Source organism: Caulobacter sp. LjRoot300, assembly GCF_964253875.1.
GTDB lineage: Bacteria > Pseudomonadota > Alphaproteobacteria > Caulobacterales > Caulobacteraceae > Caulobacter.
Genome location: NZ_CAXUSA020000003.1, coordinates 635,473 through 661,534, shown reverse-complemented (window position 1 = coordinate 661,534; position 26,062 = coordinate 635,473). Strand labels below are relative to the sequence as shown.

Annotated in this window: 25 protein-coding genes, 1 tRNA gene and 1 pseudogene; 16 read left to right on the top strand and 11 right to left on the bottom strand. The window is 69.7% G+C overall.

All coding sequences use genetic code 11. From position 1 onward, the window contains the following. Nucleotides 1–2: 2 nt before the first annotated feature. Together tmk and ACSQ2G_RS13295 are read right to left on the bottom strand one after the other, a co-directional pair. Nucleotides 3–629, bottom strand: a complete 627-nt coding sequence (tmk, locus tag ACSQ2G_RS13300) for a dTMP kinase (RefSeq protein WP_436031529.1) — start codon at nt 627–629, stop codon at nt 3–5. 107 nt (nt 630–736) lie between these two features. Beyond that, nucleotides 737–1,735: a septal ring lytic transglycosylase RlpA family protein gene (locus tag ACSQ2G_RS13295; protein WP_436031974.1), complete on the bottom strand. Its 999-nt coding sequence runs from the start codon at nt 1,733–1,735 to the stop codon at nt 737–739. Nucleotides 1,736–1,875: 140 nt separating this feature from the next. On the opposite strand from ACSQ2G_RS13295, the gene ACSQ2G_RS13290 reads away from it, so the two are divergent. Beyond that, nucleotides 1,876–1,965 (top strand) — tRNA-Ser (locus tag ACSQ2G_RS13290). Nucleotides 1,966–2,070: 105 nt separating this feature from the next. Here the strand turns inward: ACSQ2G_RS13290 and ACSQ2G_RS13285 are convergent. Further along, complete coding sequence (locus ACSQ2G_RS13285) at nt 2,071–2,379, bottom strand: hypothetical protein (RefSeq protein ID WP_436031527.1); 309 nt, start codon at nt 2,377–2,379, stop codon at nt 2,071–2,073. A 111-nt stretch (nt 2,380–2,490) separates the two neighbouring features. Here ACSQ2G_RS13285 and ACSQ2G_RS13280 point away from each other — a divergent pair, with 111 nt between their 5' ends. Beyond that, the gene (locus tag ACSQ2G_RS13280; RefSeq protein WP_436031525.1) at nt 2,491–2,634 is read left to right on the top strand and encodes a hypothetical protein; all 144 of its coding nucleotides are present in this window, start codon (nt 2,491–2,493) and stop codon (nt 2,632–2,634) included. Nucleotides 2,635–2,643: 9 nt separating this feature from the next. After that, the gene (locus ACSQ2G_RS13275) at nt 2,644–4,344 is read left to right on the top strand and encodes an SWIM zinc finger family protein (protein WP_436031523.1); all 1,701 of its coding nucleotides are present in this window, start codon (nt 2,644–2,646) and stop codon (nt 4,342–4,344) included. Here the strand turns inward: ACSQ2G_RS13275 and ACSQ2G_RS13270 are convergent. After that, nucleotides 4,241–4,744 carry a hypothetical protein gene (locus ACSQ2G_RS13270; RefSeq protein WP_436031521.1) on the bottom strand — a complete coding sequence of 168 codons (504 nt, stop codon included), beginning with the start codon at nt 4,742–4,744 and terminating at the stop codon, nt 4,241–4,243. The genes ACSQ2G_RS13275 and ACSQ2G_RS13270 overlap by 104 nt on opposite strands. Before the next feature lie 215 nt (nt 4,745–4,959). Between ACSQ2G_RS13270 and ACSQ2G_RS13265 the strand changes: the two genes are divergently transcribed. From ACSQ2G_RS13265 to ACSQ2G_RS13255, 3 genes are read left to right on the top strand one after another with little or no spacing between them, the layout of a single operon-like run. Beyond that, on the top strand, nt 4,960–5,877 hold the full coding sequence (locus ACSQ2G_RS13265) for a class I SAM-dependent methyltransferase (protein ID WP_436031520.1): 918 nt from the start codon (nt 4,960–4,962) through the stop codon (nt 5,875–5,877). Continuing rightward, entirely contained in the window at nt 5,874–6,611 is a 738-nt protein-coding gene (locus tag ACSQ2G_RS13260; RefSeq protein ID WP_436031518.1) for a pseudouridine synthase, read from the top strand. Before ACSQ2G_RS13265 ends, ACSQ2G_RS13260 begins: the two co-directional genes overlap by 4 nt. Continuing rightward, the gene (locus tag ACSQ2G_RS13255; protein ID WP_436031516.1) at nt 6,604–6,849 is read left to right on the top strand and encodes a sulfurtransferase TusA family protein; all 246 of its coding nucleotides are present in this window, start codon (nt 6,604–6,606) and stop codon (nt 6,847–6,849) included. The genes ACSQ2G_RS13260 and ACSQ2G_RS13255 overlap by 8 nt, the downstream gene beginning before the upstream one ends. Here ACSQ2G_RS13255 and ACSQ2G_RS13250 read toward each other — a convergent pair. After that, nucleotides 6,821–7,771, bottom strand: coding sequence for a YihY/virulence factor BrkB family protein (locus ACSQ2G_RS13250; protein ID WP_436031514.1), 951 nt, complete (start codon nt 7,769–7,771; stop codon nt 6,821–6,823). The two genes, ACSQ2G_RS13255 and ACSQ2G_RS13250, sit on opposite strands and share 29 nt — an antisense overlap. A gap of 226 nt (nt 7,772–7,997) precedes the next feature. After that, nucleotides 7,998–9,134 (bottom strand): CaiB/BaiF CoA transferase family protein, encoded by a 1,137-nt coding sequence (locus tag ACSQ2G_RS13245; RefSeq protein WP_436031513.1) that lies wholly within the window; start codon nt 9,132–9,134, stop codon nt 7,998–8,000. Nucleotides 9,135–9,339: 205 nt separating this feature from the next. On the opposite strand from ACSQ2G_RS13245, the gene ACSQ2G_RS13240 reads away from it, so the two are divergent. The 4 genes and pseudogenes from ACSQ2G_RS13240 (at nt 9,340) to ACSQ2G_RS13225 (ending at nt 12,040) form a co-directional block, all read left to right on the top strand. Then, nucleotides 9,340–10,665 carry a diguanylate cyclase domain-containing protein gene (locus ACSQ2G_RS13240; protein ID WP_436031512.1) on the top strand — a complete coding sequence of 442 codons (1,326 nt, stop codon included), beginning with the start codon at nt 9,340–9,342 and terminating at the stop codon, nt 10,663–10,665. Further along, a pseudogene (locus ACSQ2G_RS13235) lies at nt 10,666–10,772 on the top strand (hypothetical protein); the annotation flags it as partial. 39 nt (nt 10,773–10,811) lie between these two features. Continuing rightward, entirely contained in the window at nt 10,812–11,456 is a 645-nt protein-coding gene (locus ACSQ2G_RS13230) for a DsbA family oxidoreductase (RefSeq protein WP_436031511.1), read from the top strand. 62 nt (nt 11,457–11,518) lie between these two features. Next, a complete protein-coding gene (locus ACSQ2G_RS13225; RefSeq protein ID WP_436031509.1) occupies nt 11,519–12,040 on the top strand; it encodes a hypothetical protein in 522 nt (173 codons plus the stop codon). A 739-nt stretch (nt 12,041–12,779) separates the two neighbouring features. Here the strand turns inward: ACSQ2G_RS13225 and ACSQ2G_RS13220 are convergent. From ACSQ2G_RS13220 to ACSQ2G_RS13205, 4 genes are all read right to left on the bottom strand, one after another. Beyond that, complete coding sequence (locus ACSQ2G_RS13220) at nt 12,780–13,172, bottom strand: SRPBCC family protein (RefSeq protein ID WP_436031507.1); 393 nt, start codon at nt 13,170–13,172, stop codon at nt 12,780–12,782. Nucleotides 13,173–13,245: 73 nt separating this feature from the next. Next, nucleotides 13,246–13,956, bottom strand: a complete 711-nt coding sequence (locus ACSQ2G_RS13215) for an NIPSNAP family protein (RefSeq protein WP_436031505.1) — start codon at nt 13,954–13,956, stop codon at nt 13,246–13,248. An 84-nt stretch (nt 13,957–14,040) separates the two neighbouring features. Further along, nucleotides 14,041–17,508, bottom strand: a complete 3,468-nt coding sequence (gene mfd / locus ACSQ2G_RS13210; RefSeq protein WP_436031503.1) for a transcription-repair coupling factor — start codon at nt 17,506–17,508, stop codon at nt 14,041–14,043. A gap of 79 nt (nt 17,509–17,587) precedes the next feature. Next, nucleotides 17,588–17,881 (bottom strand): succinate dehydrogenase assembly factor 2, encoded by a 294-nt coding sequence (locus ACSQ2G_RS13205; RefSeq protein WP_436031501.1) that lies wholly within the window; start codon nt 17,879–17,881, stop codon nt 17,588–17,590. A gap of 81 nt (nt 17,882–17,962) precedes the next feature. Between ACSQ2G_RS13205 and ACSQ2G_RS13200 the strand changes: the two genes are divergently transcribed. The 6 genes from ACSQ2G_RS13200 (at nt 17,963) to ACSQ2G_RS13175 (ending at nt 24,666) form a co-directional block, all read left to right on the top strand. Next, nucleotides 17,963–19,423 (top strand): cobyric acid synthase, encoded by a 1,461-nt coding sequence (locus ACSQ2G_RS13200; protein WP_436031499.1) that lies wholly within the window; start codon nt 17,963–17,965, stop codon nt 19,421–19,423. 93 nt (nt 19,424–19,516) lie between these two features. Next, a complete protein-coding gene (gene nhaA / locus ACSQ2G_RS13195; protein WP_436031497.1) occupies nt 19,517–20,710 on the top strand; it encodes a Na+/H+ antiporter NhaA in 1,194 nt (397 codons plus the stop codon). 16 nt (nt 20,711–20,726) lie between these two features. Continuing rightward, on the top strand, nt 20,727–21,224 hold the full coding sequence (locus ACSQ2G_RS13190) for a hypothetical protein (protein WP_436031495.1): 498 nt from the start codon (nt 20,727–20,729) through the stop codon (nt 21,222–21,224). Nucleotides 21,225–21,319: 95 nt separating this feature from the next. Continuing rightward, nucleotides 21,320–22,735, top strand: a complete 1,416-nt coding sequence (locus ACSQ2G_RS13185; RefSeq protein WP_436031493.1) for an MFS transporter — start codon at nt 21,320–21,322, stop codon at nt 22,733–22,735. After that, nucleotides 22,695–23,549, top strand: coding sequence for a nucleoside triphosphate pyrophosphohydrolase (gene mazG / locus ACSQ2G_RS13180; protein WP_436031491.1), 855 nt, complete (start codon nt 22,695–22,697; stop codon nt 23,547–23,549). The genes ACSQ2G_RS13185 and mazG overlap by 41 nt, the downstream gene beginning before the upstream one ends. 85 nt (nt 23,550–23,634) lie before the next feature. Continuing rightward, a complete protein-coding gene (locus ACSQ2G_RS13175) occupies nt 23,635–24,666 on the top strand; it encodes a patatin-like phospholipase family protein (protein ID WP_436031489.1) in 1,032 nt (343 codons plus the stop codon). A 40-nt stretch (nt 24,667–24,706) separates the two neighbouring features. On the opposite strand, the gene hflX is transcribed toward ACSQ2G_RS13175, so the two are convergent. Then, the gene (gene hflX / locus ACSQ2G_RS13170) at nt 24,707–26,062 is read right to left on the bottom strand and encodes a GTPase HflX (RefSeq protein WP_436031488.1); all 1,356 of its coding nucleotides are present in this window, start codon (nt 26,060–26,062) and stop codon (nt 24,707–24,709) included.

Below are 26,062 nucleotides of genomic sequence, written 5' to 3'. Positions count from 1 at the left end.
CTCTAGAGGCCCAGGCGGGTGGACACCGCGTCCCAGACGTCGGCCCAGACCGCGTCGATCGCGTCGTCGGCTTCGATCACCACGCAGCGTTGGGGCTCGCGGCGCGCGATCTCGAGGAAGGCCTCGCCCAGGCGCTGGTGGAAGGCCAGCCCCTTGGACTCGAAGCGCGCCTCGCCGCCCCGGGCCAGAGCGCGCTTGAGACCCACCTCGGCCGGGATGTCGAAGATCAGCGTCAGGTCCGGCGTCGTGCCGCCCAGGACGTGCTCCTCCAGCGCCTTGATCAGGCCGATCGGCGCTTCGCCGCCGGCGCCCTGATAGGCCCGGGTGCTGTCGGCGAAGCGGTCGCACAGCACGATGGCCCCGCGGTCCAGGGCCGGGCGGATCACCCGCTCGATATGGTCGCGCCGCGCGGCGTACATCAGCAGGGTCTCGGTGACCGGCGACCAGCGGTCGACGTCGCCGTTGAGGATCAGGTCGCGGATCTGCTCGGCGCCCGGGCTGCCGCCCGGCTCGCGGGTCAGCACCACGTCGGCGCCGTCCGCCTTCAGGCGTTCGGCCAGGCGGCGGATCTGGGTGGACTTTCCAGCCCCCTCGCCGCCCTCGAAACTGATGAAGGTTCCACGCGTCACGGGCTTCAAATCGGCCGTAACGCCCGTCTTGTCCAGAGGCGATCGCCGCTCAATGCAGGGCGCCGGCTTTTTCCGAAAACCGGGTCCCACTTTTCGAGCGGATGCCTCTAGGGGCGCAGCACCGTGGCGTCGGAAAAGCCCAGGGCGGCGACGCGGTCGCGCACGCCGAAGGCCTCGGCCTCGTCGGGCCCGGCCTGGACCACCACGCGGTAGAGCACGCCCTGGGCGCGCTGGATCGACTCGATCGAAGTCTCTCCGGCCTCGCCCAGCTGGGCCACGGCCCGCTCGGCGTTGTCGCGGTTGGCGAACGACCCGGCCTGGACGCGGTAGGCGCTCGTGCTGGCGCTGGCGAGGATCGGCGCGGGCTCGGCCGGGACCAGGGGCGCGGGCGACGGCGACACGTACGGCGCATAGTCCGGGTCGGCGGCCTTGGGCGGCGGCGGGGCGGCGTAGGCCGGTTGGGCCGGCGGCAGGCCGGTCGCGTAGACGCGGCCCTTGGGCGGCGGCGCTGCGCGCGGCTCGGCGGGCGGCGGGGCCGAGGCGATCATCCGCGGCTGGTCGAAAGGCGTCTTGCCGGCGGGACCGACATAGCGGACCCGGACCCGGGCCACGCCGGCCCGGCCATAGCCCAGCTGCTCGGCGGCGGCCTTGGACAGGTCGATGATGCGGCCGTCGACGAACGGTCCCCGGTCGTTGACCCGAACCTGCAGCTTGCGGCCGTTGTCCAGGTTGGTGACCTCGACGATGCTGGGCAGCGGCAAGGTCTTGTGGGCCGCCGACGGCACGTCCATGTCGAAGATCTCGCCATTGGCCGTGCGGCGATTGTGGAACTGCTCGCCATACCACGAGCCGACGCCGCGCTCGTCATAGTCCGGATCAGCCTTGGGATAGTACCAGACGCCTCTGATCTGATAGGGCTTTTCGGTCCCCCGCAGGCCGGAGGTCGAGCCCTGAGCCGGCGGTCCCGAATAGGGCCTGGCGGTGGAGGCCGTCGGGGATTGCCGAGTCGGCAACGGCGTGGCGCAGGCGGCCAGGCCCGCGCAGCCCAGGGCCGCGACGGCGACGCCGCGCAGCAGACGGAACGCGCCTTGCGTCTCGCTTTCCATGACCACGCCGGCTCCCGAACACTGCATCTCGCCGGTCAGGGTCGTTCAGGAGGCTTGACGTCTGGTTAACCAAAGGTGCGGCCAAACGCGCCGGAATCGACTGGAGCGGCCGCCCGACCGCTGATATAGGCCCCTGCTCCGGGCAGGTGGCCGAGTGGTTTAAGGCAGCGGTCTTGAAAACCGCCGTGGGTGAAAGTCCACCGTGGGTTCGAATCCCACCCTGCCCGCCAGATCAGGACAACAGTGGGCGCGCCGCCCGCCAGCGGTCCTATACGGCACGCGGGCGATGCCGGTCGCGACTGGCGTAGCGCGATAGACCGAGCGCTCCGCTGGAGTCAGTTGCCGAGGAAGCGCTTGGTGCGTTCAGCGGCATCGACCTTGATGATCGCTTCCTCGGCCGTAGCGCATTCGCCTCCGCGCACGGAGCCGTCGCGGCATCCGTCCACGACCCGCCGGGCCTCGTCGATATGGGCCACGAAATACTGCGTGCCCCGCGCCTCGCTTGCCGCCGGAGCGATAGGCGATGGACGGACAACGGCAGCTAATTGCTGCGTCGGTGCGATGACCGGGCGCAAGGCGAAACCGCCCGCGAAGCCGATGACCAAAGTGATGACAGCGATGATGATCGTCTTTGTTTGCAACATGACCTAGGAGCGTGGCGGCTTCTTCACGGCTGAAGAACTCTTCCTAGTTTACTGTTCTCGTCAAGCCGACGCAGCCGGTGAATCACGTCGCGTTCGGCAACCGGATGCGAGATGGGCGACGCAATCAGCATCTGCCGCTTCCCATCGTTTCGCAGCCAAAGTCGCTATAACGGCTCGTCCTTATCGGGCATGCCCGCAACGATCCGCCTCGACGTTTTCGAGCGTCTTGCCGTTATCGTGCCGATCGCGCTTTGATGGGGCGCGATGAGACCGATCCACGAGATTCTTTCGGACAAGCGGCTGGAGCGGGCCGCGGGTTCCGGCGCCTTCGCGCGGGGCGCGGCCTATCACGCGCAGGGCCGCGTGGACCTGCTGTCGCTGGACGGCGACCAGGCGGTCGCGCGAGCCCGGGGAACCGAGATCTATCGGGTGAAGCTGCGCTGGCGCGGCGACGTCGCGGCGGGAACCTGCGATTGCCCGGCGTTCGACTCCACCGATTTCTGCAAGCACATGGTCGCCGTGGCCATGACCGCTCGCGAGCGGGCCGACGAGGGAGCGACGGTCGACCGGCGCGCGCGGCTGGCCGAGCATCTGCGCCGACAGGGCCTGGACGCGGCGGTCGCTCGCCTCCTGTCCCTGGCCGAGCGCGACGCGAACCTGTGGGCCGAGATCGAGGCGGACGCCCAGGACGCCCTCGAAAACGACCAGGCGCTTGTTCGCCGATACCGGGCCGAGATCGACGCGGCCTGTCACGTCGCTGGAGACGTCGGCTACTACGCGGTCGGAACCTACGCCGACGGCCTGTCCGCCCTGCTCGATCGGGTGGAGCGGTTGAACGCCAACGGCCGGGCGACCGCCGTTGTGGCGCTGATGGCGCACTTCCTCGAGGCCATGCAGGACGTCTTCGAGGCCATCGACGACTCCGAGGGCGAGGTGAGCTCCGCCGTCCAGCGGGCCCTGGAGATTCATCTGGCCGCCTGCGAGAAGACCGGGCCCGATCCGGTGGATCTGGCCCAATGGCTGTTCCAGCATGAGGTGGGCGGCGAATGGCCGGCGTTCGAGGACCTGCGCATCGACTATGCCGAAGTGCTCGGCAAGACCGGAATGGCCGAGTACCGGCGGTTGGCGGAAGAGGCCTGGGCGGCGACCGCGGCCAAGGACCGCGTCGGACGCTACGCCCTGCGCGAGATTCTCGACCAGTTCGCGCGTGACGACGGCGATCTCGACGCACGGATCGCGCTGCGCAGCGCGGATCTTACCGGCCAATACGCCTATCTGGAGATCATCAAGATCTGCATGGAGGCCGAGCGCCAGGACCTGGCGCTGAAATGGGCGCGGGACGCCGTCTGGATCTTCGAGGACGCGCCCAATGTGAATTTGGTCGGCCTGGCGGCCCAACTCGAAGCCCAGGCGGGCCGAAGCGACGAGGCCCTGTCGCTTCTCTGGCGCGCCTTCGAGCGGGCGCCCGATCTAGCCCTGGTGAACGACCTGAAACGCTTGTCGCCGATCGACGTCGTCGATCGCAGCGCCGAGATCCTGACCGCCAAGGGTCTCTGGGCGATGCTGTTCGAACTGCAGTTGGCGGAGGGGCGGCTGGACGCCGCCTGGGAGATCGCCAATCGGCGGACGCTCGGCGATTGGCGACTGAAGGCGCTGGCCGACGCCAGCCACCAGACCCATCGCTCGCAGGCCCGGGCCGCCTACGAGCGCCTGGCGGAATCCAGCGTGCGGGTCGGCAACGCCGGCGCCTACGATACGGCGATCAAATTCATTCGCCTTCGAGGACAGCTGTGCGACGATCCCGCGTCCCAGGCCGCCTACGTCGCCGACCTGGCCCTGCGCCACAAGGCCAAGCGCACCTTCATCCAGCGCCTGGACGCGCTCCGCTGCCCCGCGTCGCCTCGCGTTCGAGCGCCGCCAGCAGCAGTCGTTCGACGTCGTCGGGAGCGACCACCCGGCGCTTGACGACGGGCCAGAGCTCGATCGGCGGCGCGAGGGTCAAGGACAGGTCCAGGGTGACCGCGTGGAGATCGTCCTTGAGCCGGCGCCCGGATCCGCATTGCAGACCCTCGCACGCCGCGCGGGGGTGGCATTCTCGAAAGCCGCAGACGCGACCGAGATAGCGGCCGTCGCCGTTGCACAGGAAGATGTCGGCGCCGAGATTGATCGCGCCGGCGCGGCCCTTCAGCCGCCGCGCGGCCTGGGCGAGCGACGTCAGGTCGCTGTGGTGGGCCAGGGTGACGAGGACGTCGACGTCCTTCGGGATCGGCTTGCCGGTCGAAAGCGAGCCGACGAGCGCGATGCGCAGCACCTCGGGGCAGGATCGTGCTTCGCGAACGAAATCCAGCGCGGCCGCCAGTAGCACTGGGCGAGGATCGGCGACGCTGGGCCGCGGCGCATGGATGTCGGGACGGTTCCGAGCCATGACTAGCAGCTTCGCCCAGCGGGATAGCCAGATCAATCCTTGCCCGCCTCCACGGAGAGGCTCGATCCACCTGTCGCCCGCGCGTCGTGAAACTTGATAAGACCGCGCGAAGGTCTACTGAAGCCGCCTGTTCCTTGCCGCCGAGATTCAACCCGATGCCCGATGCTCCCCGCGCCGCCGTCTACGGCTTTCCGCCCTTCGACGTGGTCGACGTTCCCGGGGACGCCGTGCAGGTCTCGCCGCTGGTGGTGGGCTCCACCGACTGGACGGACATCGCCGAGGGCTCGCTGGACGAGATCGTGGTCCTGGCCCCGCCTGGCGTCGCCGAACGGCGCTACGTCCTGGCCCAGGCCCTTAAGGCCCTGAAGGTCGAGGGACGGCTGACCGCCCTGGCCCCCAAGGACCGCGGCGGCCTGCGGATGAACAAGGAGCTGACGGCGTTCGGCTGCACGATCGGCGAGAGCGCCAAGCGCCACCATCGGATCTGCGTGGCCCTCAAGCCGGCCAATCCTGTCGGCCTGGACGCCGCCATCGCCGAGGGCGCGCCGCGCCGGCTGGACGGCGACGGCCTGTGGACCCAGCCGGGCGTGTTCAGCTGGGACCGTCTGGACCCCGGTTCGGCCCTGCTGCTGAAGTCGCTGCCGCCGCTGGGCGGGGCCGGCGTCGACCTGGGCTGCGGCATCGGCGTGCTGGCGCACGCGGTGCTGACCTCGCCCAAGGTGACCAAGCTGACCCTGGTCGACCTGGACCGCCGGGCGGTCGAGGCGGCCAGGCGCAATGTCGACGATCCCCGCGTCGAGGTCGTCCAGGCCGACGCCCGGCGCGGCGCCGACCTGGCCAGCGGCCTGGACTTTGTGGTCACCAACCCGCCGTTCCACGACGCCGGCGCCGAGGACAAGGGGCTGGGCCAGGCGTTCATCACCTCGGCGGCGGGCATGCTGCGCAAGGGCGGCGTGCTGTGGATCGTCGCCAACCGCCACCTGCCTTATGAGGCGGTGCTGAACGAGCACTTCAAGACCGTGCGGCCGGTCGCGGACACTGGCGGCTTCAAGGTCTACGAGGCCCGGAAATGACCAAGGCGCTGATGGCGCGGCTGGACCGGCTGTTGGCCAATCTGGGCTACGGCAGCCGGCGCGACGTCCAGGCCCTGGTCTCGGCCGGCAAGGTCACGCTGGATGGCGTGGCCATCAAGGACGCCGGGCTGAAGGTCGCCGTGGCCGCCGACCTGCCGCTGCGCCTGAAGATCCGCGGCGTCCCGGTCGATCCGCCAGCGCCCCTGGTGCTGATCATGCACAAGCCGCTGGGCGTGGTCTGTTCGCACCGCGAGGACGGCGAGCGGATCTACGACCTTCTGCCCAAGCGCTGGCAGATCCGCGACCCGGCCCTTTCGAGCGTCGGGCGGCTGGACAAGGACACCTCGGGCCTGATCCTGATCACCGACGACGGCGACTTCCTGCACCGGGTGATCTCGCCCAAGCGCCACGTGCCCAAGGTCTATCGCGCGACGCTTGACCGGCCGCTGGCCGGGACCGAAGGCGCGGCCTTCGCCAGCGGGACCCTGCTGCTGGAGGGCGAGGAAAAGCCGCTGCTGCCGGCGGCCCTGGAGGTGCTGGGCGAACGCGAGGCGCGGCTGACCATCACCGAAGGCCGCTACCACCAGGTGCGCCGGATGTTCGCCGCCGTGGGCAACCATGTGGTCGGGCTGCACCGCGAGCGCATCGGCGGCATAACCCTCCCTGACGACCTTGAGCCCGGCCAGCACCGGATCCTGACGGCCGCCCAGGCGGAGACGGTGTTCGATGTCTGACGCCAAGCCCGAAGAACGCCTGATGGACGCGCGCGGTCATCGCTGCCCCGTGCCGACCTTGCGCCTGCGCCGGGCCCTGGAAGAGGCACCAGCCGGCGGCCTGGTCCGCCTGCTGGCCGACGACCCGCTGGCCCGCATCGACGTGCCGCATTTCGCCGCCAGCGCCGGCGCGACCGTGCTGGAGATCGTCGACGCTCCGAACGGCGCGATCAGCTTTCTGGTGGCGAAGGCGCCTTGAGCGGAATGGCCTTGGGGCCTTCGAGCAGGGCCCGGGGTCGCTCGTCCAGCGCGATCTCCATCTCGGTGGCCAGGGCCCCGCCGTAGAACACGGCGTTGACGCTCCAGGACAGCCAGATCAGGAAGATGATCACCGCCGAGATCGAGCCGTAGGTCGCGCCCAGATGGGCCACCTGCTCGACATAGAAGGCGCTGGCCCACGACATGAACACGCACATCACCGCCGCGGCGAAGCCGCCGGCGATCGAGGCGCGCCAGCCGACCGGGGCGCGAGACATGGCGTAGCGATAGATCAGGGTCATGCCGACCAGCAGGCCCAGGCTGGCCCAGGTCCATTCGCTCTGGATCCACGACGCGCCGGCCAGGGGGCGAAGGTTCAGGGTGCTGGCCAGCAGGCGGAAGGTCAGGAACACGCCCGACATCACGAACAGCAGGGCGAAGGCGGCGACCAGCACCACCAGGGCCATGAAGTTGAAGCCGAAGAAGCCGCGCTGGTCCTCCTCGTCATGGATGAAGGACAGGCCGGCCAGCAAGGCCTTGAAGCCGCGATGGGCGGCGTAGAGACCGATGACCAGCACCACGGCGCTCTGGGCGGAGATGGCCCTCTCCGGGGCGTGGGCCAGCCGGGCCAGCTCGCTCTGGAAGATCGGCCGGGCGCCCGAGGGCATCAGGAACGACAGCTTGTCGGCCTGGGAGGCGGCCTGTTCGGGAGTCAGCAGCATGCTGAACAGGCCGATCAGGATCGCCAGGCCGGGAAACACCGCCAGCAGGATGAAGAACGAGACGCCGCCAACGTACAGCATCACGTCGCGGCCCCACAGGCGCTGCAGGGCCAGGCCCAGGACCCGCAGGATCTCTCGCGCCCAATGGATCGGATCGAGATCGAGATCTCGAAAGCGAATACGGTCCTGGGGGGAATTCATGCGGCGGAAACTGGCCTCGGCGCCGCTTCGACGCAAGCGCGCCGCCAAAAAAACATCGGTTTCGAGCACAAAGACCCGCCGCTTCAGGGAAAGCGGCGGGTCTCCGCAGGACGAACCTGAACCGATCGCCGCATCGAGGGACGGGTGGCGCGACGGCCGGTTGCAGGATCAGGTTTAGACCCTGGCGGCTGAACCGGACCTGAATGATCTCGTCAGGAGACGGACGTTAAAGCGCGCCCTGCGCCTTCAGCGCCGCGATCGCCTCGGTCGAGAAACCCCAGTCCGCCAGCGCCATGTCGTTGTCGGCTCCGATCTTCGGCGGCGGGCCCTGGATCGCGCCGGGCGTGGCCGAGAAGCGCGGCGCTGGGGCCGGCTGGGTCACGCCGGCCACCTCGACGAAGGTCTGGCGGGCGGCGTTGTGGGCGTGGGCGGGAGCCTCGTCCATCGTCAGGACCGGGGCGAAGCAGACGTCGGTCCCGTCCATCAGGGCGCACCACGCGTCGCGGGTCCTGGTCGCGATCACCGCCGCCAGCTTCTCCCGCAGCTGCGGCCACTCTTCGCGGCTCATCTGATGCTGGAACTGCGGGTCGGTGATCCCGGTCTTTTCCAGCAGAAGCAGGTAGAACTGCGGCTCGATCGAGCCGATCGAGATCCATTTGCCGTCGCTGCACCGGTAGGTGTCGTAGAAGTGGGCCCCGCCGTCCAGCAGGTTGGACCGCCGCCCCTCGCCCCACACGCCGCCGGCCTTGAAGCCGTAGAACATCGCCATCAGCGAGGCCGCGCCGTCGCTCATGGCGCAGTCGATCACCTGGCCCTGCCCCGTCGCCCGGGCGTGGATCACCCCGGCCAGCAGGCCGAAGGCCAGATACAGCGCCCCGCCCCCGAAATCGCCGACCAGGTTCAGCGGCGGCGTCGGCCGGTCCTGTGTCCCGATCGCCGCCAGGGCGCCGGTGATGGCGATGTAGTTGATGTCGTGGCCAGCGGCCTTGGCGTACGGACCGGTCTGGCCCCAGCCGGTCATGCGGCCGTAGACCAGCCTGGGATTGCGGGCCAGGGCGGCGTCGGGGCCCAGGCCCAGCCGCTCCATGACCCCCGGGCGGAACCCCTCGATCAGGCCGTCGGCGCGCTCCATCAGCGTCAGGCAGGTCTCGACCGCGGCGGGCGACTTCAGGTCCAGCGCCACCGAGCGGCGGCCCCGGGCGGTGACGTCGGCGGGCGAACCGCGCCCCGCGCCCTTGCGGTCGATGCGGACGACGTCGGCTCCCAGGTCCGACAGCAGCATGCCGCAGAACGGTCCGGGACCGAGCCCGGCGAATTCCAGCACCTTCAGGCCAGACAAAGGTCCTTGCGGTCCCTGGGCCATATGTTCCTCCCGGCCGACTCTCGCGGCGCTCGTTTCCCGGCCACTAAAGGGTCCCTGCCCTTCGGTCAGGCAAGGGCGTTTGTCCGTTCTCGGGCCTGCGGCGATGCGTACCTATGAGGGCCGTCCGCCTCTGCTATGTTGCGACGTCGAATCTCGACGGCGCCGCGCCGTCGGGCGAGGCCGGTATCCGGGGCGGAGGCTTGAGTTGGCGGTGAACGCCCGAATCCTGATCGTGGCGCGCGACGATGCTCGCGCCGGGCCGCTGTCCGAAGGGCTCGACAAGCTCGGCTGGCGGACCATCACCGCGCGCGGTCCCTACGCCGCCCTGGCCGCCCTGGGCGACCTGAACATCGAGGCGGTGATCGTCGACCTGGAGAGCGCCGGCCCCGACGCCCACTCCCTGTCGCGCCGCCTGAAAGCGGCCGTGGCGCCGCGCCGCCTGCCGGTCATCGCCATCGGCGAGCCGGGCGCGGAGGCCAACACCCAGGCCTTCGACCTGACCCTGTCGCCGCCCCTGCATCCCAGCCAGGCCGTGCTGCGCCTGGAATCCCTGGTCCGCACCGCCATCGCCGAGGAGGAGTTCGAGCTTCGGCTGGCCACCTTCGGCGACCGCGGCCGGCGGCTGGACCTGCCCGAGCCGCAGGTCGAGCCGTTCCGCGTCCTGGCGATCGGCGAGCCGGCCCCGCAGTTCCTGGCCCTGTCCAACGCCCTGACCCGCAGCGGGGCCGACGTGGTCGGCGCCTTCACCGCCTATACGGCTTTCGATTACCTGCACGAGCGGGCGTTCGACGCCGTGGTGCTGTGGGCCGGCGACAACCAGCAGGAAGCCCTGTCGATCGCGGCGGGCATGCGCCGCAACACTCGGCTCTTCCACATCCCGGCCCTGCTGTACCTGAAGGCCGAGAGCTATGTGACCATGTCGGAGGCCTTCCATCGCGGGGTGTCCGACGTCGCCTCGCCCGAGACGGCCGAGATCGAGACCGCCAAGCGGGTCATCGAGCTGGCCCGCAACTACCGTCGCGGCGAGTCCATTCGCGGGGCCCTGGAAAAGGCCCGCAGCTCGGGCCTGATGGACGCCGCCACCGGCCTGTTCACCCGCGACCTGTTCGCCGCCCACCTGGTCCGCCTGGCCGGAGCCGCCCGCGAGCGGGCTCGGCCGCTGTCGATCTGCGTGCTGCGGGTCGCCGACAAGCCCGACACCGTCTGGGCGCGCAAGAACGGCTGGCTGGACCGCGCCATCCCGCAAATCGGCTCGATGGTCGGCCGACTGGTGCGGGTCGAGGACACCGCCGCCCGGCTGGCGCCCGAGGTCTTCGCCCTGGCCTTGCCCGCCACCAACCAGGCGGCCGGCCGCGCCGCCGCCGAGCGGATCGCCGCGGTGATCGGCTGCACGGCCTTCGACGCCGGCGACGACCGCCCGCCGTTCGTCTGCGAGTTCGACATCGGGGTGGCCCAGATCGAGGCCGGCGAAAGCGCCGTCCACGCCCTGGAGCGGGCGGCCGCCCAGGCCCTGCAGCGGCATTCGGCTTAAATGCAGGTGGATGAAATCCTCGTCCTTCGACAAGCTCAGGATGAGGATTTTTGAAGCGCCGCGCCAGCAATCGTCCTCATCCTGAGCTTGTCGAAGGACGAGGACGCCCCTAGGTGCTGCAGCGTTCGCCATCGAAGGACCGCGCCATGGGCCAGCCGCTGCTTATCGACCTCGTCGCCGACGTCGTCTGTCCCTGGTGTTATCTGGGCTGGCGGCGGGTGAAGTCGGCCGTGGCCCTGCGGCCGGACGTCGAGCCGCTGATCGTCTGGCGGCCCTACCAGCTGGACCCGACCCTTCCCGAGCAAGGCGTTGACCGCAAAGCCTATATGGCCGGCAAGTTCAAGGATCCGCTGAAGCTGAAGGCGGTGCACACCGCCCTGGTCGAGGCCGGCGCGGAGGAAGGCGTCGTCTTCGATTTCGAGGCCATCGAACGCTCGCCCAACACCAGCGCCGCCCACCGGCTGATCCGCTGGGCGCACGGCGCGGGCAAGCAGGACGCCGTGGTCGAGGCCCTGTTCGCCGCCTATTTCACCCACGCTCGCGACATCGGCGATCCGGTGGTGCTGGCGCAGATCGGCGAGGCGGCGGGCATGGACCCCGTCGTGATCCTGCGCCTGCTGTCCGAAGGCGCGGACAAGGACACTGTCGCCCGCGAGCACGCCATGGCCGTCCAGGCCGGCGTCACCGGCGTGCCGTTCGCGATCTTCGGCGGCAAGCTGGCGGTCGTTGGCGCCGAAAGCCCGGAAAACATCGCCCAGGCCATCGACAAGGCGCTTGAACAGGCGGCCTGACGAGGCCAATTCTCCGGTCGGGGAAGCCGCCAGTCCGGCGGTGCGTTGTCGGGACCTCTTCCATGCCTCACTCCAGCATCCAGATGGCGGTCGCGGTCGCCATCGTCGCCGTGGTGTTCGCCCTGCGGTTCCGGGGCATGACGCGGGAGCGGCGGCTCAGGCTGGAGCTGATGTGGATCATGCCGGCCCTGCTGGTGGCCGCCATGGTCGCCGTCCTCGTGCAGTTCCCGCCGCATGGGGTGGACTGGGCCTGGCTGGCGGCGATCTTCGCGGTCGGCGCCACCATCGGCTGGTGGCGCGGCAAGCTGATCCCGATCGCCATCGACCCGCAGACCCACCTGCTGAACACCAAGCCGTCGCCGGCCGCGATCCTGTTCCTGCTGGGCCTGTTCGTCGTCCGCTTCGCCCTGCGCGCCCTGGTCGAGAGCGAGGCCTCGGCCTGGCATATCAACGCCGCCCTGGTCACCGACGGCTTCCTCGTGCTGGGTGTGGGCCTGCTGGCCGTGTCGCGCCTGGAGATGGCCCTGCGCGCCTGGATCCTGCTGCGCGACGCCCGCGCGGCCAGGGCGCAAGCGGCGGCCTGAGACCAAGAACCTCCCCCCGTGGGGGAGGCGATCGCGCAGCGATCGGTGGGGGGAGGTTTGGGATCGTCGAACCGGGATCTGGCCATTGGCCGATCACTCCCCCCTCCGTCGGCTTCGCCGACACCTCCCCCACAGGGGGAGGATCTGCTTGGCGCGGCTTCGCGGCCTCACGCGGAAACCCGCTGAGCTTGATGGGAAGGGTGCGAAGCGCCCGGGCCTCGCCCGGATGATTTGCAGTTTTGAATACCGTTTCGACGAAGTGCAGGCGCTTCGCGCGGCCGTTATCCGGAAGCCTTCGGGTCGCGGATTTTTAACCCGCTCCGATGGAGGCCCCCGACGGGCAGGACGTTGGCGCATCCTGGACCGCATGGGCGATTTCAGCCCGTGCCTGTTGCGCTTGCCGATCCTCCGCCGCCTGGGTTTCGTCCCGACTAAGGGGAACCTGCCCAGGACCGTCGCGAAAGGTTGTCACCGAAGACCACCGACAAACGCTTCCCGCTCGACCACCCCCGAAAGCCGCATCGGTCGCCGTACGTGCGCCCTCCCCGTGCCTTCAGGTGAGGTCAGGATACGGGCGGTCTGAAGGGTGAGGATCAAATCGGGTCGAGAAAGTTTAGGGCGTTGAAATCGCGGGACTTTGTTTGCTATGCGCCGAGCATAACTCGCCGGGGACACGCACTCACGACCAGCGCCCTGCAAACCGGCTGGCGCCTTGCCGTGAGAGCGCGTCCCCGGCGTTTCACCCTTCCAAGGTCGTCTTCATCGCCGCGCAGCCCAGGTCCATGAAGCCGGCCACCCGCTCGGCGGCGTCGTGCGGCAGGATGTCGGCGATCCAGACGATGCGGCTGCCCTGTCCTTCAGGCAGCACCTGCATCGCGCCATTGTGGTGGGTCAGCAGCGCGCTGCCGACCACCGACCACACCAGGCGGCGGGCCTCGTCGTCGACCGCGACGATCAGCTCGCGGGCCACCAGGCCGTTGGCGAAGGTGACGATCCGCGCCCCTTCCTCCACCTGGCAGTCGGTCAGGGCGCCGGGGCACAGGCGCTGGTGGACATGGCCCCAGTCGCGCACGGCGTCCCAGACCTGGTCGGGGCTCGGCGCGACATCGACGGACCGGGTGATCGTGGCCATGGCAAATCTCCTCTCGGGCTTTGGCTGATCTTCGCAGACCCGCGCCACGCTGGCTGGCGGGATCCGGACCCGGTCATCTCAGCCGCGAACGGACCGTGGGCTCCAGGCGCAGGCGCTGGATCACCCCGCGTTTCGATGTGAGGCCAAAGCCGTCGCCCAGGCCCGCCCGCTCGGCGCGGACCAGGTGCTCGGCCTGGGCCGACGCGTCGGCGAAGCGGCCGATCCAGGCCAGAACCTGCTCGCCCTCGCGCACCGGCAGGCGGGGAAAGCTGTTCTCGGCGGCTTCGGTGACCATCCAGCCCAGCACCTCGGCGCCGGCCGCCTCCAGGGCCGGCCGGACCTCGTCTTCGAACCGGGCGGCGAAGTCGGCGGGCGGCGGGCCGTCCAGGGCCTGGATCGTAATACCGATCAGGGAGGCCGGGCCCAGGTCCGCGCCGTCGGGCTGGCGCGGCGGCAGGTCGAGGCGGGCGGCGGCGACCGGCGGCTTGAGCAGCAGGACGTCGTCATTGTCGTCCAACGTGGCGTTGGCCGCCTCGCGATGAGCCTGCCAGACCGGACCGCCGTAGAAGCCCTCCAGCGCCGCCTTGCGGGCCGCCATGCTCTCGAAGCCGCGCATCCAGACGAAGTGGCCGGGCGCGTCGAGGTCGCGGAACTGGCCCAGCAGACTCATGCCGCAGGCTTCCTGGCTCTCGACGAACTCGCGTTCGAACAGGGCGATCAGGTCGTCGCGGCGGCCCGGCTTCATCCGGTACTGGCGCAGTTCGATCACGGTCTGGGCGGTCATGGGAATCCTCCTGGCTGGGGCGAGCGGGATCTAAGGCCAGCCTACTGACATCCGCTGTCAGCTACCGCCCCGCCAACGCCAGGATCAGGCCGCCTTGGCCAGCCTGACCAGCTGCGACAGGATCTTCTCGGCCGCGTCCAGCCGCTGGGCCGGCGTGTCCCACTCGCCCTTGATCACCACCTTCTGGTCGGGGCGAACCTTCCAGACGATGTTGTTCTTGGCCACGAACTGCACCAGGGCCAGCGGGTTGGCGAAGGTGTCGCCCCGGAAGCTGGCCACCGCGCCCTTGGGGCCGACGTCGATCTTGGCGACATTGGCCTCGCGGCACAGGCCCTTGATGGCCACCACCTTGAGCAGACTGTCGGTCTCGGGCGGCAGCGGGCCGAAGCGGTCGATCAGTTCGGCGGCCAGGGCCTCGCGGTCGGCGGCCTTCTCGGCTTCCGACAGGCGGCGATACAGCGACAGGCGGACATTGAGGTCGGGCACGTAGTCGTCGGGGATCATCACCGCCGCGCCGGTGTTGATCTGCGGCGACCAGCCGCGGTCCTCGATCAGGGCCTCGGCCCCCTGGCGCTCGCGCAGCTCGGCGACGGCGTCCTCCAGCATCTGCTGGTAGAGTTCGACGCCGATCTCCTTGATGTGGCCGCTCTGCTCGTCGCCCAGCAGGTTGCCGCCGCCGCGCTGATCCAAGTCGTGGCTTGCAAGCTGGAAACCCGCTCCAAGACTATCCAGCGACTGCAGCACCTTCAGGCGCTTCTCGGCCGACAGGGTGATGGTCTTTTCGTTGGGCGTGGTCAGATAGGCGTAGGCCCGGGCCTTGGAGCGGCCGACCCGGCCGCGGATCTGATAGAGCTGGGCCAGGCCGAACATGTCGGCGCGATGGACGATCAGGGTGTTGGCGCTGGGGATGTCCAGCCCGCTTTCCACGATGGTGGTCGCAAGGAGCACGTCGTACTGGCCCTCGTAGAAGGCGGTCATCACGTCTTCCAGCTGAGTCGGGGCCATTTGCCCATGCCCGACCACGTACTTGATCTCCGGAACCTGGGTGCGGAGGAACTTCTCGATGTCCTCCAGATCCTTGATGCGCGGCACCACGTAATAGGCCTGGCCGCCTCGGTACTTCTCGCGCAGCAGGGCCTCGCGCAGGGTGACCGGGTCGAACGGGCTGATGTAGGTGCGCACCGCCAGGCGGTCGACCGGCGGGGTGGCGATGATCGACATTTCCCGGATGCCGCTGAGCGCCATCTGCAGGGTGCGCGGGATCGGCGTGGCGGTCAGGGTCAGCATGTGCACGTCGGCGCGAAGCTCCTTGAGCTTCTCCTTGTGCTTGACCCCGAAGTGCTGCTCCTCGTCGACGATGACCAGGCCCAGGTCCTTGAACGACACCTGCTTGGACAGGATGGCGTGGGTGCCGACCACGATCTCGAACTGGCCGTTGGCCAGGCCCTCGCGCGTCTCGGCGGCCTCCTTGCCGGTGACCAGACGCGACAGGCGGGTGACCTTGACCGGCCAGCCCTGGAAGCGGTCCTTGAAGGTCTTGTAGTGCTGGCGGGCCAGCAGGGTGGTCGGGCAGACGATGGCCACCTGCTTGCCGCTCATCGCCACCACGAAGGCGGCGCGCAAGGCGACCTCGGTCTTGCCGAAGCCGACGTCGCCGCAGATCAGCCGGTCCATCGGCTTGCCCGACGACAGGTCCTCCAGCACGTCGGCGATGGCCGACAGCTGGTCGTCGGTTTCCTCATAGGGGAAGCGGGCGCAGAACTCGTCGAACACGCCGTGCGGCGGGTCGGTCTCCTCTACCGATTTCAGCTGGCGGGCGGCGGCGATCTGGATCAGGCCCTCGGCCATCACCCGCAGCCGCTCCTTGGCCTTGGCCTTGCGCCCCTGCCAGGCCGCGCCGCCCAGCTTGTCGAGCTGGACGTTCTCGGCGTCGGTCCCGTAGCGGGTCAGAAGGTCGATGTTCTCGACCGGCAGGTAGAGCTTGGCCTCGCCGCCATACAGCAGGTCCAGGCAGTCGTGCGGCGCGCCTTGGACGTCCAGGGTCTTGAGGCCCTCGTAGCGGCCGATGCCGTGGTCGATGTGGACGACGAGGTCGCCGGGGGTCAGGGCGCTGGCCTCGGCCAGGAAGTTGGCGGCGCGGCGCTTCTTGCGCGGCCGGGCCAGGCGGTCGCCGAGGATGTCGGTCTCGGAGATCACCGCCAGGTTTTCGGTCTCGAAACCGTTGTCCAACGGCAGGACCACGCGCTGCGGGGTCTTGGGGTCATTGGCCTTGGCCGCCTGCCAGTAGGCGGCGTAGGGGATCTTCTTCAGGCCGTGGTCGGCCAGCATCATGCCCAGGCGCTCGGACGAGCCCTCGGACCACGAGGCGAACAGCACGCGTTTCCCCTGGCCCGCCAGCGTGGTGGCGTGATCGGCGGTCGCCTGGAACAGGTTGACGCTGTCCTGGGCCCGCTCGGCGGCGAAGGTGCGGCCAAGCTTGGCGCCCATGTCGACGACGTCCAGGCCCTGCGGCTGGAACGGGGTGAACTTGCGGTTGGGACGGTCCTCGACGGCCTGGTCCCATTCATTGGCGGTCAGGTACAGGGCGTCGGGCGCCAGCGGCCGGTAGGCCGACTTGCGGTCGGCCGAGGCGCGGGCGTCGTAGGCGTCGGCGATCATCGCCAGGCGCTCATCGCGGCTTTCGGTGACCTGGTGATCGACGCCGACCAGGGCCCCGGCCGGCAGGTAGTCGAACAGGGTGGCCATCCGCTCGTAGAACAGCGGCAGCCAGTGCTCCAGACCGGCGCGACGGCCGCCCTCGCTGACCGTGGCGTACAGCGGATCGTCGCCCGGCGCGCCGAACAGGCGGACATAGCCGGCCCGGAAGCGCGAGACGCCGTCCTTGTCGAGCAGGGCCTCGCTGACCGGCAGCAGCTGGATCTCGCGAAGCTGCTTGGTCGAGCGCTGGGTTTCCGGGTCAAAGGCGCGGATGCTCTCCAGCGTGTCGCCGAACAGGTCCAGCCGCACGGGCTCCTCGGCGGCCGGCGGATAGACGTCGATGACCCCGCCGCGGATCGCGAACTCGCCGCGTTCCGACACAGTCGAGGCCCGGCTGTAGCCGTTGATCGCGAAATAGCGTTCCAGGTCAGCCACGTCGACGCTGTTGCCGACCCTGGCCGAATAGCTGGCGCGCAGCAGGACGGACTTCTCCGGCACGCGCTGTAGCAGGGCCGGCGCGGCGGTGACCAGCATGGCCGGCTTGTCCTTGCCCAGCCCCTCGGCCAGGCGGTGCAGGGTGGCCATGCGCACGGCCGCCACGCCAGCCGATGGACCGATGCGGTCATAGGGCAGGCAGTCCCAGGACGGGAACAGCACCGCCTCGATCTCGGGCGCGAAGAACTTCAGGGCGTCGATGAAGGCGCTGGCCCGGGCGGTGTCGCGGGCGACGAAGGCTGTGAGGCCGCCGCGCGCCCGGGCGATGTCGGCCATGACCAGGGCGTCGAAGCCTTCCGGCGCGCCGGCCAGGGTTAGGCCTCCCGAGGCCTTGGCGATCTGTTTGGCGTCGTAGGCCATGCTGCTCTTCGAAGGTTGAGCCAGCGACAACGCCGCCGGTACTGATGCTGTTGCCTGGAAACGGTCCGGAACCGGACCGCTACATCCCGTCGCCGATCGGCCGCGAAGCATGAGCTTCGTAGCGGAAGGTCTTGATCAGGGTCAGGACGTCGGTGTCGAACCTGGCCGGTGTCGGCTCCTGGCCGACGATCCAGGCGTAGATCTCACGGTCCGACTCCTCCATCAGCGTTTCGAAGGCATCCAGCTGCTCGGGGGTCAGGTTGGGGCCATGGGTGTCCGCGAACGGCCCCAGAATGAGGTCCGCTTCCCGAAATCCGCGATGCCAGGCCCGGAACTTCAGCCGCCGGAGGCGGGAGTCGTGATCGATGCTCATGTGACCGGGGATATAGAGCGCTCCACGTCCCGACGCCAGCCGCGCATTGACCGCGATCCGCGCCGCCTGTAGGCGCGGGCCATGGCCTCGCTGATGATCCAGGGCTGCGGTTCGGACGTGGGCAAGTCGACCCTGGTGGCCGGCCTGTGCCGGCTGTTCGCCAATCGCGGCCTGGTCGTGCGGCCGTTCAAGCCGCAGAACATGTCCAACAACGCCGCCGTCACCGAAGACGGCGGCGAGATCGGCCGGGCCCAGGCCCTGCAGGCCATCGCCTGCCGCACGCCGCCGACCGTCCACATGAACCCGGTGCTGCTGAAGCCGCAGAGCGACGTCGGGGCCCAGGTGGTGGTGCGGGGCAAGGTGGTCGGCGCCTACAAGGCCCGGGCGTTCCAGGGGCTCAAGCCCGACCTGCTGGCCACCACGGTCGACAGCTATCGCCGGCTGGCCGCCGAGGCCGACCTGGTGCTGGTCGAGGGCGCTGGCAGCCCCGCCGAGACCAACCTGCGCAAGGGCGACATCGCCAACATGGGCTTCGCCCACGCCGCCGACGTGCCGGTCGCCCTGGTCGGCGACATCGACCGGGGCCACGTGATCGCCGCCCTGGCCGGGGCGCACCTGGTGCTGGACGTCGCCGACCGCGACCGCATCAAGGGCTTCATCATCAACAAGTTCCGCGGCGATCCTTCGCTGTTCGACGACGGCCGTCGCGAGATCGTCGCCCGGACCGGCTGGCCCGACCTGGGCATGGCGCCCTGGCTGGCCCCGGCCCGCGCCCTGCCCGCCGAGGACGCCGTGGTGCTGGAGCGTCCGGTCCGGACCGACGGCGATCGGCGCGTGCGGATCGTGGTTCCTATGCTGTCGCGGATCGCCAATTTCGACGAGTTCGACCCGCTGCGGGCCGATCCCGGCATCGACTTCGCCTTCCTGCCGCCCGGGACCCCCGTGCCCGGCGACGCCGACCTGGTGATCCTGCCGGGGACCAAGGCCACCCTCGCGGACCTGGCCTTCCTGCGCGCCCAGGGCTGGGACATCGACATCCTGGCCCACGCGCGGCGCGGCGGTCGGGTGCTGGGCGTCTGCGGCGGCTACCAGATGCTGGGGCGCACGGTGAGCGATCCCGACGGGATCGAGGGCGCGCCGGGGTCGGCGGCGGGCCTGGGCCTGTTGGATGTCGAGACCGTGCTGCGGGGCGACAAGGTGTTGCGCGCGGCCTCAGGCCGTCTGCTAGCCGGCGACGCGGTCTTCTCGGGCTACGAGATGCATGTCGGCCGCACGACCGGCCCCGGCGCGGCGAGACCGATGCTGGTCTTCGACGGCGGCGCCGCCGATGGCGCGGTCTCGGCTAGTGGCCGGGTGGCCGGGGCCTATGTCCACGGCCTGTTCGAGCGCGGCGAGGCGCGGGCGGCCCTGCTGGCCCCGCTGGGCTTGGCGACCACGCCGCGTGATCACGCCGCCACGGTCGACGCGGCGCTGGACGAGATCGCCGCGATGCTGGAGCAGACGCTGGACATTGAGGCGATCGCGCGGATCGCGGGGCTGTAGGCGCTCCTGCATCCGTCGAGGTCGGTCCCAAGTCGTCGCTTCGCCCGTCATGACAAGTTAGGGTGGCGCCTACGAATCCGCGAGGACCGCCGCATGACGACCGCCCGCCCCCGCCCGCTCTCCGCCCTACGCGCCTTCCTGCGCAGCGAATCCGCCGGCGGGCTGCTGCTGATGGGCTCGGCCGCCTTGGCGCTGGTGGTCGCCAACTCGCCGCTGGCCGACGGTTATTTCCACGCCCTGCACGTTTATGTCGGCGGCCTCAGCGTGGCCCACTGGGTCAATGACGGGCTGATGGCGGTGTTCTTCCTGCTGGTCGGGCTGGAGATCAAGCGCGAGACGGTCGACGGCGAGCTGTCCAGCTGGTCGCGGCGCGTGCTGCCGGGCGTGGCGGCCCTGGGCGGCATGATCGCGCCGGCCCTGATCTATGTGGCGGTCAATCTTCACACGCCCGCCAACCTGCGCGGCTGGGCGATCCCGGCCGCCACCGACATCGCCTTCGCCCTGGGGGTGCTGTCGCTGCTGGGGTCGCGGGTGCCGGGCTCGCTGAAGATCTTCCTGGCGGCCCTGGCGATCATCGACGACCTGGGCGCCATCCTGATCATCGCGATCTTCTACACCGACCACCTGACCCTCTGGGCGCTGGGCGGCGCGGCCGCGACCCTGGCCGTCCTGGTGGCCATGAACCGGCTCAAGGTGATGAAGCTGTGGCCCTATCTGCTTGTCGGGGCTGGACTTTGGTTCTTCTTCCTCAAGTCCGGCGTGCACGCCACCCTGGCGGGGGTGATCCTGGCCATGACCATCCCGATCACCAAGTCGCCCTCCCATCTGGACGACGCCCATTCGCCGCTGCACCGCCTGGAGCACGGGCTCAATCCGTGGGTGGCCTATCTGGTCGTGCCGGTGTTCGGCTTCGCCAACGCCGGCGTCGCCCTGGGCCAGGTCGGCCTGGCCGAGCTGACCGCGCCCGCCACCCTGGGCGCGTCCCTGGGCCTGTTCCTGGGCAAGCCGATCGGGGTGGGGCTGTTCTGCTTGGCGGCGATCAAGCTGGGCTGGGCCCAGCGCCCCAGCGGGGCCTCGTGGACCCAGCTGTTCGCGGTTTCGGCGCTGTGCGGCATCGGCTTCACCATGAGCCTGTTCATCAACAACCTGGCCTTCTCCGCCCCCATCCTGCAGGACGAGACCAAGATCGGCGTGCTGGCCGGCTCGCTGCTGTCGGCCCTGCTGGGCTGGCTGGCTTTCAGCCTGGCGCCGCGGCCGCGCGATCCCCACATTCCAGGCCAAGTTTGATCCGGGAGAGTCCATCATGCGCGTCGCCCTCGTCTCCGCCCTCCTCCTGCTGGGCGCGGCCCAGCCCGCCCTCGCCGCCCCCGCGGTTTCCGAGGTCCAGGTCTCGATCGGTCCGAAACTGGCCGAGAAGGTCAAGGACATCGGCCAGCGGGACTTCGACATCCTGGCCAGCCAGCTGCAGCGCGCGGTCGAGCGCCGGCTGCCGCCGCGGCCGGGCGGCGGCACGCTCGAGCTGGTGATCGAGGACGCCAAGCCCAACCACCCGACGCCGCAGCAGATGGGCAACACGCCGGGCCTATCCTACCAAAGCTTCGGGGTTGGCGGGGCGCGGGTCAGCGGCCGCTATGTCGATCCGGCCGGAAAGAGCACGCCGATCGCCTACAGCTGGTGGGAAACCGACATCCGCTGGGCCCGGTACGGCTCGACCTGGCACGACGCCGAGAACGCCTTCGACCGTCTGGCTGACCGTCTGGCCAAGGATCAGTTCGACGACGGCTCCAAGCCGCGCCGCTGAAACCAGCGTTTCGGAGAGTTCTTGCCAGCCGCCCCGACACGGCGTCTGATCACCGTTCATGAAGGCGGGGCCTACCCGCTCTCGGCGAGGAACGCATGACCGGACGGCGCTCATCCTGGACCCTGGCGGCCTTCGCCGCGCCCTGCCTGCCCCTGGCGGCGCTGGGCCTGCCGCTGGTGGTCTATCTGCCGGAATACTATGTCAGCGACCTGGGCCTTTCCCTGTCGGTGGTGGGTGCGGCCTTCCTGCTGGTGCGGCTGGCCGACATCGTCCTGGACCCGATCCTGGGCGGGGTCATGGACCGCACCCGCACCCGGCTCGGCCGGTTCAGGCCCTGGCTGGCGGCCGCCGCCCCGATCCTGATGATCGCCGCCTACGCCCTGTTCATGGCCAAGCCCGGGGTTGGCCCGGTCTATCTGTGGGCGGCGCTGGTGGTCTGCTACGCCGGCTATTCAATGGCGGTGCTGTCGCACACCGCCTGGGGCTCGGTGCTGTCGCCGGACTATCAGCAGCGCTCGCGGATCTATGGCTGGTGGCAGGCCGGCAACGTCGTCGGCATGATCCTGGTGCTGCTGTTGCCGCCGGTCCTGTCGATCGTCTTCAAGGGCGACCATGCCGCCGGCATCCAGGCCATGGGCTGGTTCATCATCGTCCTGCTGCCCCTGACCTTCCTGCTGGCCATCGGCGTGGTGGGCGAGACCAACGTGCCGCCGATCAAGCATCAGGCGGGCCTGCGGCAGTACCTGGGCCTGATCAAGCGGCCGTCGGTCCGGAAGCTGCTGATCGCCGACCTGCTGATGGGCCTGGCGCCGGGCATCGCCGGGGCGCTGTTCTTCTTCTTCTTCGAGCGCATCAAGGGGTTCGACAAGACCGGGGCGGGCGTCCTGCTGCTGGTCTATTTCGTCGCCGCCCTGCTGGGCTCGCCGGTCTGGCCGGCCTTGGCCCGGAAGGTCGGCAAGCACCGGGCCCTGGCCATCGCCTCGGTCATCTATGCGCTCGTGCAGATCGCCTCGGTCTTCACCCCCGGCAACCAGGGCGGCTTCGGCTTCAACGCCCCGACCGTGATCGGCATGGCCGTGCTGGTGCTGGCCGGCCTGCCCTATTCGGCCGCGCCGCTGCTGGTGCGCTCGATGATGGCCGACATCGGCGACGAAGAGCGGCTGGCCAGCGGCGTCGACCGCACCGGCCTGCTGTACGCCATCGTCAACGGCACGGTGAAGCTGGGCTACGCCCTGGCTATCGGCGTGTTCCTGCTGCTGTCCTGGCTGGGATTCGACCCCAAGGTCCCCAGCGTCCAGGGCGACACCGCCCTGATCGCCATGTACGCGGTGGCCCCGGCGGTGCTGGGCCTGCTGGTGTGCGCGGTCATCCTGCGCTATCCGCTGGACGCGACTGCCCATGCCGAGATCCGCCGTCGCCTCGACGAACGGGACGCGGCCGAGCCCCTCCCCAGCCCGACCCCGGAACCGCATGTCGCCCCCCTCGCCGCTCCCAAACCCGCCGTTGAATGATCCTCGAGAGAAGGATCAGCACCCCCTCTTCACCCTGATTGACATCATGGCCAGGCTGCGCGATCCCGACGGCGGCTGCCCGTGGGACCTGGAGCAGACCTTCGCCACGGTCGCGCCCTACACGGTCGAGGAGGCCTACGAGGTCGCCGACGCCATCGAGCGCGGCGACCTTTCGGACCTGAAGGAAGAGCTGGGCGACCTGCTGCTGCAGGTGGTGTTCCACGCGCGCATGGCCGAGGAGCAAGGCGCCTTCGATCTGGCGGGCGTGGCCTCGGCGATCAACGACAAGATGGTCCGCCGCCATCCGCACGTGTTCGGCGACCACGCCTATGAGAACCAGGACGCCCAGACCGCCGGCTGGGAGGCGCTGAAGGCCCAGGAGCGCCAGGCCAAGAAGAAGGGCGGCGTCCTCGACGACGTGCCCGCCGGCCTTCCGGCCATGACCCGCGCCGTCAAGCTGACCAAGCGCGCCGCCCGGGTCGGCTTCGACTGGCCCTCGACCGATGAGGTGCTGGACAAGCTGGCCGAGGAGGTCGCCGAGCTGAAGGTCGAGATCGCGGCCGGCGACAAGGCCAAGGCCCGCGAGGAACTGGGCGACCTATTGTTCGTGGTCGCCAACCTGGCCCGCAAGCTGGACATCGAGCCCGAGGACGCCCTGCGGGCCACCAACGCCAAGTTCGCGCGGCGGTTCGCCTTCATCGAGGCCGAACTGGCCAAGGACGGGCGGACCCCGGACCAGTCGGACTTGGCGGAGATGGACGGGTTGTGGGATGCGGCGAAGGCGGCGGAGAAGGCGCTCAACACTAAGTCGTGATTTCGCCTCCACAAGAGACCAGGTTGCACCGCAACATATGCGGTGCAACATTGCCCCTACCTTAGACCCGGCCTTGGAGGCGACGATGGTGAAGGCGCGTTCGGCCCTTGTCCTGCAAGGTGGTGGCGCGCTCGGCGCCTTTGAGTTGGGGGTGGCCCGCCGGCTCTACGGTGACCCTGATTTCGCGCCGGACCTGATCGCCGGTGTGTCGATCGGCGCTATCACCGCCGCCCTTCTGGCGCGTCCGGCCAAGGGCCTGACGCCGTTGCAGGCCCTTGAGCGGTTCTGGCGGGCGGTGGCGGTCTCGGGCTGGTTCCTGCCGCCACCCCTGCGTTCCTACGCCTCGCTGCTCGGCAATCCCGCCTTTTACCTGCCGCGCTACGATTTCTACGACCTGGCGCGCTGGACCAACCTCTACGACACCGCCCCGCTGCGCACGACCCTGGCGCAATTGCTTGATCTCGACGCCTTGGCCGACACCTCGGCCAAGCCTGGCCTGCTGGTCACGGCCACCGACATCGAGGCCGGCGAGATCGAGGAGTTCTACAGCGGCGAAACGCCCCTGACCCTCGATCACATCCTGGCCAGCGGCAGCCTGCCGCCATCGTTCCCCATGACGGTCATCGGGGGCAAGTCGTACTGGGATGGCGGGCTGTTCGACAACACGCCCCTGGGCGCGATCCTCGACCGCCTGGACGGGGCCGACCAGCGCACGGTCTACGTGATCAATCTGTTCCCCAACAAGGCGCCCGTCCCGACCAGCTTCGCCCAGGTCGCCGAGCGGACCCAGAATCTGCAGTTCTGCAACAAGACCGCCCAGGATCTGAAACTGCTCCGGCGCTTCGACGAGGTCGCCGATCTGATGGAGGCCCTGGAGGCCCTGGCGGCCGACCATCCCGTGCGCCAGGACGCGCACTTCAAGACAGCCTATGCGGCGGTCAAGGCCCGCGGTTATGTCCGTGTACCGCACATCGTCAGCATCACCCGCGCCGATCAGGTCGAGGACTTCGGCGGCAGCGACTTCTCCCCCGAGACCATCGCGCGACGGGCCCAGGAGGGCGAGGCGGAAGCCAACAAGGTGCTCGGCGCGCTCAAACCGGCCAGCGTGGCGGCTTGAGGCGAGCCGGGCAGCGACAGACACGGCCCGTCCGGGAAGCCTAATCCCCCGTCGCCATCACCCAGACGTCGGGAAACTGCCGCTCGAACCGGCCCAGGGCCTGGGCGTCGAGGCGGGCGATCAGGCGCACGCCGCCTTCGGTCTCGTCCTCGCGGCTCTCGACCCGGCCGTTGCGATAGATCCAGGCCAGGGCCTCGCCGTCCTTGGCCGCCAGCCGCACGGCGACCGGCGGGGTGTCGTCGATCAGGCCGCCGACCCGCTTGAGCAACTCGGGGCAGCCCTCGCCGGTGACCGCCGAGACGGCCGAGGCGCCCAGGCGGCGCGCTTGGCCCTCGAGGATCTCGCGGGCCTCGCCATCGACCAGGTCGATCTTGTTCCAGACCTCGATCAGGGTCTTGCCGCCCTCGGCCTGGCCGTCGTCGCCCAGCACCTTCAGCTCGGCCAGCACCTTCTGGACGTCGCGGGCCTGGGAATCCGTGTCGGGATTGGCCACGTCGCGCACGTGCAGCACCACGTCGGCCTCCTGCACCTCCTCCAGGGTGGCGCGGAAGGCTTCGACCAGCTCGTGCGGCAGGTCGGAGATGAAGCCGACGGTGTCGGACAGGATCGCCGGCCGCCCGTCGGGCAGTTTCACGGTGCGCAGGGTGGGATCCAGCGTGGCGAACAGCATGTCCTGGGCCACGACCGTGGCGTTGGTCAGGCGGTTGAACAGGGTCGACTTGCCGGCGTTGGTGTAGCCCACCAGGGCCACGGTCGGGTACGGGACCTTCTTGCGGGCGCTGCGGTGCAGGGTGCGGGTGCGCCGCACCTCCTCCAGCTCGCGCTTGAGCTTGCCGATCGTGCCGGCGATCAAGCGACGATCGAGCTCGATCTGGGTCTCGCCGGGGCCGCCGGTATTGCCGGTGCCGCCGCGCTGGCGCTCCAGGTGGGTCCAGGTGCGGACCAGGCGTGAGCGCTCGTAGTCCAGCCGCGCCAGCTCGACCTGCAGCTTGCCCTCGCGGGTGCGGGCCCGGCGGGCGAAGATCTCGAGGATCAGGCCGGTGCGGTCGATGACCTTGACGTTCAGGGCCCGTTCCAGGTTGCGCTGCTGGACCGGGGTCAGCTGGTCGTCGAACACCGCGACGTCGATCTTCTCGACCTCGCAGAGGGCGGCGAACTCCTCGATCTTGCCCTTGCCGAACAGGGTGGCGGGCGTGACGAGGCGCAGGGGCGCGATCGTGGTCTCGACGACGTCGAGGTCGAGGGCGACGGCCAGGCCGACGGCCTCCTCGAGGCGCGCCTTGGGATCACGCGCCTCGAGGGCCGACTGGCCGCGCGTCGGGCGCACGGGATGGATCACGAACGCCCGGAAGATCGGCGCCGCGTGGTCGATGGATTTGGAAGTGGATTTGGTCAA